The sequence below is a fragment of the Lederbergia panacisoli genome, assembly GCF_024626525.1.
GTDB lineage: Bacteria > Bacillota > Bacilli > Bacillales > Bacillaceae_C > Lederbergia > Lederbergia panacisoli.
Genome location: NZ_JANJGU010000011.1, coordinates 17,151 through 29,376, shown reverse-complemented (window position 1 = coordinate 29,376; position 12,226 = coordinate 17,151). Strand labels below are relative to the sequence as shown.

At 35.9% G+C, this 12,226-nt stretch carries 12 protein-coding genes, 1 pseudogene and 1 other annotated feature (1 of these 14 running past the window's edge); all 13 genes and pseudogenes read right to left on the bottom strand.

Translation table 11 applies throughout. The annotated features are described in order from the left end of the window. Positions 1-225: 225 nt before the first annotated feature. Positions 226-1,086, bottom strand: a complete 861-nt coding sequence (locus NQ185_RS14340) for a dimethylarginine dimethylaminohydrolase family protein (RefSeq protein WP_257582631.1) — start codon at positions 1,084-1,086, stop codon at positions 226-228. A 162-nt stretch (positions 1,087-1,248) separates the two neighbouring features. Next, positions 1,249-1,782 (bottom strand): hypothetical protein, encoded by a 534-nt coding sequence (locus tag NQ185_RS14335; RefSeq protein ID WP_257582630.1) that lies wholly within the window; start codon positions 1,780-1,782, stop codon positions 1,249-1,251. Between the two features lie 44 nt (positions 1,783-1,826). Continuing rightward, complete coding sequence (locus tag NQ185_RS14330) at positions 1,827-2,687, bottom strand: GNAT family N-acetyltransferase (protein WP_257582629.1); 861 nt, start codon at positions 2,685-2,687, stop codon at positions 1,827-1,829. A gap of 121 nt (positions 2,688-2,808) precedes the next feature. Beyond that, positions 2,809-3,339: pseudogene (gene lepB / locus NQ185_RS14325) on the bottom strand (signal peptidase I). A 200-nt stretch (positions 3,340-3,539) separates the two neighbouring features. Beyond that, complete coding sequence (locus NQ185_RS14320) at positions 3,540-4,769, bottom strand: MFS transporter (RefSeq protein ID WP_257582628.1); 1,230 nt, start codon at positions 4,767-4,769, stop codon at positions 3,540-3,542. 14 nt (positions 4,770-4,783) lie between these two features. Then, complete coding sequence (locus NQ185_RS14315; RefSeq protein WP_373370812.1) at positions 4,784-5,806, bottom strand: ROK family transcriptional regulator; 1,023 nt, start codon at positions 5,804-5,806, stop codon at positions 4,784-4,786. Between the two features lie 124 nt (positions 5,807-5,930). Then, positions 5,931-6,470 (bottom strand): DUF1572 family protein, encoded by a 540-nt coding sequence (locus tag NQ185_RS14310; RefSeq protein WP_257582627.1) that lies wholly within the window; start codon positions 6,468-6,470, stop codon positions 5,931-5,933. A 26-nt stretch (positions 6,471-6,496) separates the two neighbouring features. Further along, positions 6,497-7,195 carry a cysteate racemase gene (cuyB, locus tag NQ185_RS14305; protein WP_257582625.1) on the bottom strand — a complete coding sequence of 233 codons (699 nt, stop codon included), beginning with the start codon at positions 7,193-7,195 and terminating at the stop codon, positions 6,497-6,499. Then, positions 7,188-8,141: a dicarboxylate/amino acid:cation symporter gene (locus NQ185_RS14300; RefSeq protein WP_257582623.1), complete on the bottom strand. Its 954-nt coding sequence runs from the start codon at positions 8,139-8,141 to the stop codon at positions 7,188-7,190. The genes cuyB and NQ185_RS14300 overlap by 8 nt, the downstream gene beginning before the upstream one ends. Positions 8,142-8,152: 11 nt before the next feature. Further along, positions 8,153-8,371 (bottom strand): cation:dicarboxylate symporter family transporter, encoded by a 219-nt coding sequence (locus NQ185_RS14295; protein ID WP_257582622.1) that lies wholly within the window; start codon positions 8,369-8,371, stop codon positions 8,153-8,155. A 123-nt stretch (positions 8,372-8,494) separates the two neighbouring features. Continuing rightward, on the bottom strand, positions 8,495-9,568 hold the full coding sequence (locus NQ185_RS14290) for a branched-chain amino acid aminotransferase (protein ID WP_257582620.1): 1,074 nt from the start codon (positions 9,566-9,568) through the stop codon (positions 8,495-8,497). A gap of 33 nt (positions 9,569-9,601) precedes the next feature. Next, on the bottom strand, positions 9,602-10,849 hold the full coding sequence (locus tag NQ185_RS14285; RefSeq protein WP_257582619.1) for a glutamate-5-semialdehyde dehydrogenase: 1,248 nt from the start codon (positions 10,847-10,849) through the stop codon (positions 9,602-9,604). 18 nt (positions 10,850-10,867) lie between these two features. After that, positions 10,868-11,968 carry a glutamate 5-kinase gene (gene proB / locus NQ185_RS14280; RefSeq protein WP_257582618.1) on the bottom strand — a complete coding sequence of 367 codons (1,101 nt, stop codon included), beginning with the start codon at positions 11,966-11,968 and terminating at the stop codon, positions 10,868-10,870. A 60-nt stretch (positions 11,969-12,028) separates the two neighbouring features. Then, positions 12,029-12,226 (bottom strand) — a binding site (T-box leader) (it continues 16 nt past the right edge of the window).

The following is a 12,226-nucleotide window of genomic DNA, read 5'->3' as shown; positions in this document are numbered from 1 at the left end:
GTTCAAAAAAATCATAATTCATGGTCAAAAAGGACATTTTAAAGGTGTATCTGGCCATAGATTGGATATACTTCCGATTTTCTTTATTTGTGAATGTTTTTCAAATGCAAAGTAAAATTAAATGAAAAAAGGCGATGTCAAAATGACATTACCTCATTTTTTTGATTACTTTATATATATTAGTTACGGCTAATTATATTTCTCTGTCAAACGATATTACTGAAGTTATTGCCCTGCTCTTAAAACTGGCAAAGTACAGCAGCGAAATGAGCCTCCAGATTTTATAATCTCTGATATATCTACTTCCATTACGTTATAACCTAATTCTTGCAATTTTCTATTAACATTTTTATTAATAGGTAAGCTAAACACTCTCTTATTCCCAATTGATAGTACATTTGTGCCTAGCGTAAATTGTTCATCTTCCGACACTTCTATTAATTCAAATCGTGTTTTTAAAAATTTAATGGTTTCGGAATCAAATGCTCTAGGAAAATACAAAGCCTCGTTGGAGGAAATAATATTAAAAACACAGTCTAAATGAAGATATTTTTCGTCAAATGGGATTGGGACAATTTCGTAATTGGGCAAGAGCTTTTTCATTTGCTCGATTGCTTTACTATTTGTCCGGCTGCTAATACCAATAAAGACTGTATTTTTATTTATTATTACGTCCCCACCTTCAATATTTCCTTCAGTTAAATCCAGGAAAGGGATGCTTTTCTCCTTCAAAAGATCTTTCAAAACTCGTTCTTCACCTAATCTAATATCATTTGCCATTTCAGCTACAAACAAGTCACTCCCTATCGTAAATCCAATATCACGAGTGAAAACTTGTTCTGGAAATTTTTTTGATGGAGGTATAAAGATAACCTCGATGCCTTGATTTTCCAGTGCTTTAATAAATTCTCTATGCTGATTAGTAGCGAGTTCTGAATCAATGTTTTCTTTTTCGTATTGTTTTTGTGTTTCATTAATAACTTCTTTTATCTCCATATTCTTTGGTTCACATAAAATTACCTTATGTAAAGTATCGTATTCGGTATTACAAAAAATCTTTAACTGTTTTTGCGAAGTTGTTGCCATGCAAGATCCTCCAGTCAGTTTTTTTTATGTTGTCCCGACACGTATCACATATTCCCCTTCTTATGTATTGTCTAAACAAAAAGACTAGACGATTTTTAAAATAGGACTGCATATTAGGAGCTAATTGATATTTAATGTTCGATAACTGCTGTAAAATTTGATTTAAATGTCGATAGATTGAGATTCGAGAATAAAATCCATGCTTTTTGTGAATTCAGTCCAAATCCATAGAAGATTCGATCTGTAATCAAAGAAAATCTTGATTACAGTACGAATCAGCACCGAATTCGATCTGTAATCAAAGAAAATCTTGATTTCAGGACGAATCGGCAACGGATTCGATCTGTAATCAGGACAAATCTTGATTACAGGACGAATCATCATCGGATTCGATCTGTAATCAAAGTAAATATTGATTTCAGGACGAATCGGCAACGGATTCGATCTGTAATCAGGACAAATCTTGATTTCAGGACGAATCATCGCCGGATTCGATCTGTAATCAGGACAAATCTTGATTTCAGGACGAATCATCGCCGGATTCGATCTGTAATCAGAGCGAATATTGATTTCAAGACGAATCATCATCGGATTCGATCTGTAATCAGAGCAAATCTTGATTTCAGGACGAATCATTGTTAGAAAATATATGGAATAAATTAAAAAGGATAGTTGAGCATAGAAACTTCTACTCAATCTATCCTTATTTTGTACTTAACGGAATCTATCCTCGTTCATAGCTAAATGTCCCGGGCTAATAGTTCCATTTTGTCAGGAAAGCGATACCCCATAGACTCCAACAACTGTTTGCCCTCTATATTCAAGTCATTCACCAAAGTTTGAACGTTCGTTCGGCCGTTTGCTAAGTGATAATCAAATGCCTTAGCAATGAGGTATTTACCTAGCCCTTTATTACGCCAACGCGGAATAACAAATAACCGATCAATTGCCCCTGTTTGCCAACATGTAACACTACCTACCATCTCATCACCTTCAAATGCTGATATAGTTTGTAATTCAGGACCAGCGATCATCCATTCCAGCATATTTAGGCTCCAATAGACGACCCCATTATAATATTGATTTTCTAGACTGACGTAACTCATTCGTTCATCTTCTGTCTTCATTAGATGATGACGAACTTTAACACCGATCGGTGCTTCTATTTCGGCAAGCGATTTTCGGTTAATCATTCGATTTGCAAAGTAATACGTTTGGTAATCGTTAAAACCATTTTCTTCATAAAATGCCCTATCACCATCAAAATCATTCCACACTACCATTTTTGTTTTCTTTTCTGGATTACGAAGTGCGTAGCAGATATTAATTAAAGAAGGATACAAAACCTTTCTCACTTCAGAAAATCGCTCAAAAGCCTCTTGATTAACTTCAATCACAACTTCCATTACATTGTGATCTTCCGACAATCCATGACGCAAATACCCCACAGCAATTAAATTTCCATCCTCATTGAGGACACAGCTCATTTTCTGATGCTCATAATCTTTATTGTATTTAAAGAGCACCCATGCTTTTTTGTTTAATTCCATGACACTTTTTTCAAATTTGCCAACGCTATATGGACGTACTTCCAGCGACACCTAGATTCCCCCTTCACTGGATTGCGTAGAGCCCAATTACTTTTGGTTAGTTTTAAATATATAAGTGCATTTTTTAAAAATAATACCTAAATCATTTAGATTGGTACTTTACATAATAGTTTTATTTTCCTATCACTTTAATATCTTTTATTGGAAAATAAATAATTCTTGTTGTTCCTACTACCTTTTCAATTGGGATAGCTCCGATATGGCGACTGTCCGAGCTCCCTCTTCTATTGTCACCCAAAACGAATAAATGCCCTTCTGGAACCACTTCACTTCCTACTGGTGTCTATATGGGCTATCCATTAGCTTTTGTTTAAATTTGTTTAAATACGGTTCATCGTAAGGTTCATCATTTATATAAAGTATATCGTCCTTTATACTCAATACGGTCACCAGGCAATCCAATTACACGTTTAATGTAATCTCTACCATCTGGGGCATGAAAAACAATAATATCAAATCTTTTCGGTTCTCCTATTTTTGTTACAATCATGCGGTCTTGGTCTTGTAAAGTAGGTTCCATTGAAGAACCATCAACTACAATTGGTGTGAAGAAAAAAGCGCGAATAACAAAAGCTAATAGAATTGCAATAAGAAGTGCCTTAACCCACTCACGAATTTCATTTTTATTTTTTATCGTTGACATTTACTTTCATCCTCTCACAATAAAATAAAATTTTTCTATCTGTTTTTAAAACTGGTCAAATTTTTAATCTCTACATAATTATTACAATGGAAATTACAAAATTCCTTTTTCGCTTAAACTGCCCTTTAATAACTTCAATAAAAAAAGCGTTAATCCTTCTTCGATTAACGCCAGTTTCTTTTCTCTCAATTTAATTCAACTCAGCTTGCCGTCGTCTTTGTTATCTTTTCCGCTAAAAGAGGCTTCTTTAACAGCAGGTCATTTAATTTCTCCGACCCTAAAAGCATTACTGCCGCAAAAATAACGATAAATAACGGGAAAAGTTTTATCGTTGTATGGGATGCGATGAAGCCAAATAACGGTGGTAAGAATGTAGCACCTGTATAGGCAACTGCCATTTGATAACCCATAATTGTTTGGGAATGTTCTTTACCGAAACGTGTCGGTGTTTCATGTAACATACTTGGAAAAATAGGTGCTAATCCTAAACCTACCAAAATAAAGCCTACTAATGAAAATCCTGATGGTAGCGGCAAGAATAGGCATAACGCTCCAATTAACGCAATTATTTGTCCCGCCCGAATTAGTATTTTGTTACTTACTTTCATTGTAATAAAACCTGTTATCAATCTTCCTACCGTAATTCCACCGTAATATAAAGAAATCCATCTTGCTGCAACCTCTATTGGCAATTCTTTAACGTTTACCAAAAAACTACTTCCCCAGAGTCCCATTGTTGATTCAACGCCACAATAGAATAAAAATGCGACCAGCGCCAATTTAACTCCCCTGATTTTTAAAGGTTTTGTATTTTTAACACTTTCATCAACGTTAGCATTTTTATTTAATAGTTCTTCATTTTCAGCATTATTACTTCGATTCCCAACTTTATTCCATAATGGCAAGCTGAAAAACAGAATGATCACAAGGGCAAACTGTATTCCTGCAATCGTAAAATATCCACTTCTCCAAGCATTTTGCTCGGAAATAAATTGTGCGATGATGATTGGACCAAGTGTAGCACCGACTCCCCAGAAACAATGTAACCAGCTCATATGATGTGCTTTGTAATGTGTGGCAACGTAATTGTTTAATGCAGCATCAACCGAACCTGCTCCCAAGCCAAGTGGAATAGCACATATAACTAGCCAAATAAGAGATGGTGCATAGGAAAAACCAAGTAATGCTGCTGCTGTCATCAATACACTAATAAATGTGACTTTTCCGGTTCCTAATTTTCCAATGACAAAGCCACTTGAAAGACTAGAAATAATTGTGCCTCCTGCTATGACCATGAATAGTACTCCAGCAGTGTCAAGTCTTGCCCCGAATTCAGGTTGCATGGCTGGCCAAGCTACCCCTAACAATGAGTCTGGCAAACCTAAACTAATAAATGCTAAATAAATAAGTATTAAAAAGAATGTTGCCATTTTGTAACCGCCTTTTATTGAATGCTTGTATTTGAAATCATTAAATTAAGTCCAAGACTTTCTAACCCATTTAAATAATCTTGTTTCCAGTTACTCATAGTAATCTTAGGTAAATGATTTACGGGTATATATGTTGAACTTGCTAATATAATTTTTTCTATAATAGATTTGTTCACTTCATCATGACAAAAAATAAATATATGAGGGTTAATGATAGCTGTAAAAGAAGCAATTAACCTTCCAATCGCATCTATCTCATTTTCTTGAAAATAAGTTTTACTTTTACCTCCTACTACTTGTGAAAAATTTCGATCATCATATAAAGGAACAAATGATACCTCTCCTGAAAAAAAAGTGCTTCCACGCACTAAATCTCCGTTAACCATAATTCCAGCTCCCGGGCCATTTTGTCCAGAAGATAAATATACAAGTGACGGATTTACAATATCTACTTTACTTTTGTGGTATCCGAGCACTGCAGCATTCATATCATTCTCCACTACGACAGGTAATGAAAAATAATCCTCTATGTACTTTTTTAAGTCAAAATTATTAAAATGGTCATAACCCGGTATAAAAAAAATCCGCCCATTGTCAACAGATCCGGGAACTCCAATTGCGATCGAACTGATTTTTGGATATTTGTTAATGATACCTTCAATATATTTAATCAGTTTTTTAACATCATCATTTATTACACTTTCGATATTTCCCTGCTCCTTCATGTCTCCTAAACAATTAAATACAATAAAATTTGTCTCTGTTCTTTCTAAAAAAATCGCTAGACCTAATAGATGCTCAGGATTATAAGCATACCTTTGCGCTTTTCTTCCCCCGGTAGACTCATCAAGACCAATTAATAATAGTTCTCCGTCCTTCTCCATCTTTGACAAAAACTTACTGATTGTCGGAAAACTAATCCCTAATGAATCACTCAATTCAACTTTTGTTGCACTGCCTTTTTCTAAAAAAGTTGAACGAATCCTGCGATGAATAACAGTTTTCATTGTTTTTGGAGTAGTGAGATTTTCGTGCAAAAAGAACCGCCTCGCAATACAATAAACTTATTAAACTTCTTTAATAAGTAGTAATATAGCATAGCCTTTTTTAAAATTCAATAAAAAAATGAAAACGCTCAGTTTCTGAACGTTTTCATTGGATTTATTTTTTCTGATGTCTTTTCAACATTTCTTGTAAAAATACTTCTGACTTTCCTTTAGGAATACTCAAACTCTCCCAATTTTCACTTTTTATTTGTTTCCCAATGTAAACCATCTGCCCAATATGATATGAATAATGAGCTACTTGTCTTTCAATTGCATCTATTACCAAATGTCTTTCGCCACGAATATAAACATCTTTTAACAAATCGCCTTCTTTTAAGCTTTCAAGAGTTTCAAAAAGAGTATTCCAACCTTTTTCCAAGATTTCGATCATTTCCCTTTTGGATATTGTTTCATCTTCAAATTCTTGTTCGCGATTCCTATCTGGCTTCTCGCCATCCGAACTAAAAAAATCTGTCCATCTAGAAATCATATTGCCGCTTAAATGCTTAGCAATAATAGAAATACTATTGGAATCTTCATTTAATCTCCAATGAATATCGCCTTCTGATAATTGTTCGATAGTCTTATCTCCAAGACTTTTTATGCTTTTAAATCTCTCAATTACAACTCTAATATACTCAGTTCCGATACACATTGGACTCCTCCTCCATTTTCGGAAAGCTACGGTTTCGCAAATTGAACAATACGTTTGGCAATGATTTCATTTGGGTCAATGAATGGCACATTCGTTTCAACCTCAGATAAAATAATTGGAATTTCAGTACAGCCCATAATGACTGTTTCTGCTCCATTTTCAACTAAATAGTCAGCTGCCACCTTTAAGCTCCTGATATTGTCATCATTTTTTCCATTATATTTATATGAAAAGATGGCATCCTGAATTCCATTTTGTAAATCATCAGGAAGCAATACAACATCCAAGCTTTCTTTTTCTAATGCTTTTTGGAAAATCCCTGTCTTAATCGCCCCAGATGTAGCAAGTACCCCAACCTTTTTAGTACCCGCTTCAAGTATGCTTTTCACTGTTTCATCAATGATATGAAGTACTTCAATATTCACTGCATCCTTAACAAAATCATAATAGAAATGAGCAGTATTCGCGCAGATGACGATAAAATCTGCTCCCGCCCTTTCTAAATTCTGTGCTGTTTCGGCCATGGCTGGACCAGGATTTTCAGAGCCAAGCAGAATAGCATCCTGTCTACTTGGCATTTTCGGATTACTATCAATAATAATCCGTAAATGATCTTCGTCTTTTTTAGCAAAGGTGTATTCAGTGATTTTTTGGTAAATATCAATGGTCGCTTCAGGACCCATTCCACCCAATAATCCTACAACCTTCTCCTTACGGCTACTCATTTTTATTTCCTACAATCGCAGCAACAACTACAGAACCAACAACGTTAATCGTTGTAATTCCCATATCCATAATTCTGAAAATCCCTGCAAGTAAACCGATGATTTCAATCGGTAAATTAAGAGACGTTAAGAAAATGGTCGTTGCAACGAAAATACCACCAGGAATTCCTGGGCTTCCTAATGTCATAAGTACACCCAATAGTACGGCAATAACTTGTTCACTAATAGACATTTCTATACCTGTTAACTGAGTAACAAATATCGCAACAACGCCGAACCAAAGAGCATTTCCATCCATATTCATCGATGCGCCTAAAGGAATTGTCAAACCAACTACATCCTTTGGTAATTTAAGTTCATCCTCTGATGTTTTAATGGATACTGGCATCGTTGCTTTTGTACTACATGTTGTAAAACTAGTAATCCAAACTGGACTGATTTTCTTGAAAAATAGAAACGGATTTTTCCTAGTAAAAATAAAATAAAGAATAAAATAAACAATTAATAATTGCAAAAATAATCCCAAGTAAATCGAACCGATAAATTTCGTTAAAGGTCCAATAACAGATGTACCATATTTACCAGCTGTTACAGCCATCAATGCAAATACACCGTAAGGAGAAAGCAGTAAGACGATATTTAATACTTTCATAATATAATTGTTTAAAGTTTGAAAAATACTATGGATTCTATTTCTGTCATGTTCCTTCAGCATTAAAATCGCAACACCTGAAAAAAGAGCGAGTACGATTACCTGAAGGATATTGCCTTCTGACATCGATTGAATAATATTTGTAGGAAACATTTCGGTGACCACACTACTAAATGTAGGTGCTTGATCGACCTTGTCCACTTCTGGCAAGTCATTTAAAACTAGACCTTTACCGGGTTTTATAATATTTCCGACGATAATTCCGATTGCTGCCGCTATTAAGGTCGTCGACATAAATAAAATAATTAGCTTATTTCAATAACTCCAAGCCTCTTTATATCCCCCATACTAATAATGGCTGTAACGACGCTAAAAAAGATTAGTGGCACAACGGCCATTTGTAGGGCTCTTAAAAATATAGTTCCGACAAAATTAATAGCTTCTATTTTCGGTCCTACAAAAAAGCCGATGATTGCACCAAGAATCATTCCTATTAATGTTTTTGTTGCTAATGATAGTTTCATAGATTGAATTACCTCACTTGTTATAATTTATTATGTAAAAGGAATATTAAGAAAGCTCAAAACAAAACAAGCCATAGCTTGTGGTATCTTCCACTTGCTATGGCAAATATGGAATCATAAAATTTAAACCACTTTCACTCTCCACCCAAACGGATCTTCTTCAGTTCCAGTTTGAATTCCAGTCAATGAATCATATACTTTTTTCGATAATTCGCCTGTTTTTCCATCGTTAATAATGATTTTTTCACCTTGCCAGAACAACTCCCCGATTGGTGAAATAACAGCAGCAGTGCCAGTTCCGAATGCTTCTTCTAATTCTCCTGAATGGTAGGCTTGGAAAATTTCATCTATCGATATTTTTCTTTCGACGACTGGAATTTCCCAATGATGTAAAAGCTCAAGGACGGATTTTCTCGTTATTCCTTCTAAAATGCTGCCATTTAATTCTGGGGTCACGACTTCTCCGTTAATTTTAAAGAACACGTTCATACTGCCGACTTCTTCAATGTATTTATGTTCTCTGCCATCCAACCATAGAACTTGTGAAAAGCCTTCTGCCTCCGCCTCTTCTTGTGCTTTTAATGAGCCCGCATAGTTTCCAGCTGTTTTAGCATTCCCTGTTCCACCTTTTACCGCGCGGACAAAATCACTTTCAACCGATATTTTAACAGGATTGATTCCTTCCTTATAATAAGCTCCAACAGGCGATAGGATGATCATAAATTTATACGTATCAGAAGGGGATACGCCTAAATAAGGTTCATCCGCAAAAATAAATGGACGTACATAAAGTGACGTGCCTTCAACATTCGGAACCCAATCTTTATCGATGGATATCAGCTTTTTCAAGGCAAATAAAGCGAATTCCTCATCAATCTCAGGGATGCATAGCCTTTCATTTGAGCGATTTAATCGTTTCATATTTTCATCGGGTCTAAATAATACGACTTCATCTTCTTTCGTTTTATATGCTTTAAGTCCTTCAAAAACAGTCTGCCCATAATGAAAAATAATTGCAGCGGGATCCAACATAATAGGCTGATAAGGAATAATCTTCGCATCATGCCACCCTATTCCTTTCGTATAATCCATTACAAACATATGGTCTGTAAATACAGTACCGAAGGAAAGTTGCTTAAATGCAGGTTTTTCTTTTTTTGTCGTACTAAGTTGTACATCAATTTGATAATCTTTCAAAAATGCCATCTCCCTTTAATTCTTTCCTCTTAATTATATACGTACTTGCCCATTACCATAAATAAAAAATTTGCTAGACGTAAGTGCGTGCAATCCCATCGGACCCCTAGCGTGAAGTTTTTGCGTACTAATGCCAATTTCAGCACCATACCCAAATTCAAAACCGTCCGTAAAGCGTGTTGAAGCGTTATGGTATACAGCTGCAGCATCTACACTATTTAAAAAGATGGCCGCATTCTTTTCCTCTTCCGTTATAATCGATTCAGAATGCTGTGTTCCGTATTTATTAATATGATCGATTGCTTCTTCCAAAGACGTCACAGTTTTAACACTTACAGTTAATCCTAAGTATTCTGTTTCCCAATCTTCTTCAGATGCCAGTTTTGCAGAAGGTAAAACTTGTAAAACTTTTTCATCCCCATGAATCTCTACGTTATTTTCTACTAGTTTTGCTAAAAGATTTTCGCCATATTGGTCAAGCCATTTTTCATGAATGAGGATTGTTTCTATGGCATTACATACAGAAGGACGTTGTAATTTTGCATTTAATACGATTTCTTGTGCCATTGCCTTATTCGCACTTTCGTCAATAAATATATGACAATTGCCAGCTCCCGTTTCAATAACGGGTACAGTGGATTCACGAACAACAGTATCGATTAAATTTTTCCCGCCCCTTGGGATGAGGACGTCTAAGTAGTCATTTAATTGGAAAAGCTCTTTCGCAGTTTCACGGCTTGTATCTTCAATAAGTTGAATCGAGTCAACAGGAACAGCACTTTTTTCAAGAGCTGAATGTATTGATTTTATGAGCGTCATATTCGAATATTTTGCTGAAGAACTCCCTCTTAATATGACGGAGTTGCCAGTTTTAAGCGCAAGAGTTGCAGCATCAATCGTAACATTTGGCCTTGCTTCGTAAATCATACCAATGACACCGATAGGAACACGTTTTTTCCGAATTAGTAATCCATTGTCTTTTTCAATTGTTTCAAGCGTTTCGCCAATCGGATCTTGCAGTTCGATTAATTGATGAATAGCATGTGCCATATCATCGATTCGTTTTTCATTCAACATGATCCGATCAAGAACAGCTTCTGTTAGACCATTTCTTTTCCCTTCAACTAAATCCTTTTCATTCTCCGTAAGAATAGCTGCTTTATCTTCCCGCAATTGATTAGCAATCATTGCTAAAGCTGTGTTTTTCTCTTCTGTAGTTAGCGTTACGAGTGCATAACTCGCTATTTTCGCTGCCCGACCTTTACTTTTAACTTCACTCATTTCTAACCCTCCAATAAGTTATACTTGAACCCAACGATTTCGATGAATAACTTCAATAGATGGTGCAAGAGCTTCCATACCTTTTTCATCGTTTCTTCTTTTAATTTCTTTTTTTAGTGCATCAGAAGAATAGCTGACCTCGCCTTTTCCGATTAAACCATTTATACCGAAGACTTCAACAACGTCCCCTTTTTCAAAAGTGCCGTTAATTTTAAATACACCAGCAGGTAATAGACTTCTTCCATTGTAAAGAATCGCTTCTTCTGCACCTTGGTCGACATAAATTTTTCCAGTAGATTCTGAATGGAAGGCAATCCATTGTCTACTCGTATTAATTGGTGAAAAGTCGGAGCTGGAAATGTATGTACCATCGCCATTCCCACGCAGGATCTCCATTAATTTACCAGGGCCCTCCCCTTTTCCGATGAAAACTGGAACGCCAAGTGAAGTCGCTGTTTTCGCAGCTAATAATTTGGACCTCATTCCACCGGTTCCGACTTTTGAGCCAACTTCATTTGTTGCAGCCAGCATTTCATCTGTAATCGCATTTAAATAATCCAATTTCTTAGCCAAAGGATTTTGGCGAGGATTCGAATCATATAATCCATTAATATCCGTTAATATAATGAGTTGGTCGGCATGGATGAATCCACTTACTAAGGCGGAGAGCATATCATTATCGCCAAATGTCAATTCCTCAACAGAAACCGAATCGTTTTCATTGATTATTGGCAAAATTCCTCGCTCAATTAATTCCATCATCGTTGCATAAGCATTTCTATATCTTTCACGATTCGAAAAATCATTCCTCGTTAACAGAATTTGAGCGGGGATAATTCCGAACTCACTAAACTTTTCTATATACGACTGGATCAATACACTTTGCCCGACAGCCGCCGCCGCTTGCCTTCCTTTAATCGTAACGGGTCTAGAAGGATAACCAAGTCTAGCAAATCCAGCTGCAACAGCGCCAGATGAAACTAATATAACTTCATGGCGAGCGTCCCGAAGCTTGGCGACCGCTTGGACATGATCATTTAGCTTCTCTTGATCAATCTCCCCTTTATCGTTAGTCAAAGAACTACTGCCAATTTTCACAACAATCCGTTGCTTCCTCATTCTTTCTATCCCCTTGCCCTTTACATTTTATGGAAATAAAAAAAGCCCTCCATCCTTAAATTTAAGGACGAAAGACTGTTACTTCCGCGGTACCACCATAATTAGATGCATAAACATCTCACTTTTCCTCATAACGCGAGGCGGGCGCCTATGTTTTTTCATAAGACTCTGAAGGCAGGTTCTGCAGATTGATTGTGGCGAAATCTTTCAGCTCATAAATCTCGCTCTCTTTCACATCAACACCTGCATACTAATCCT

Excerpts from the sequence above, each read along its gene's own strand:
- cuyB (WP_257582625.1), bottom strand. The coding sequence starts at position 7,195 with ATGAGTAGCCGTAAGGAGAAGGTTGTAGGATTATTGGGTGGAATGGGT.
- proB (WP_257582618.1), bottom strand. The coding sequence starts at position 11,968 with ATGAGGAAGCAACGGATTGTTGTGAAAATTGGCAGTAGTTCTTTGACT.
- NQ185_RS14340 (WP_257582631.1), bottom strand. The coding sequence starts at position 1,086 with ATGGCAACAACTTCGCAAAAACAGTTAAAGATTTTTTGTAATACCGAA.
- NQ185_RS14295 (WP_257582622.1), bottom strand. The coding sequence starts at position 8,371 with ATGAAACTATCATTAGCAACAAAAACATTAATAGGAATGATTCTTGGT.
- NQ185_RS14285 (WP_257582619.1), bottom strand. The coding sequence starts at position 10,849 with ATGAGTGAAGTTAAAAGTAAAGGTCGGGCAGCGAAAATAGCGAGTTAT.
- NQ185_RS14320 (WP_257582628.1), bottom strand. The coding sequence starts at position 4,769 with ATGGCAACATTCTTTTTAATACTTATTTATTTAGCATTTATTAGTTTA.
- NQ185_RS14310 (WP_257582627.1), bottom strand. The coding sequence starts at position 6,470 with ATGTGTATCGGAACTGAGTATATTAGAGTTGTAATTGAGAGATTTAAA.
- NQ185_RS14300 (WP_257582623.1), bottom strand. The coding sequence starts at position 8,141 with ATGTCGACGACCTTAATAGCGGCAGCAATCGGAATTATCGTCGGAAAT.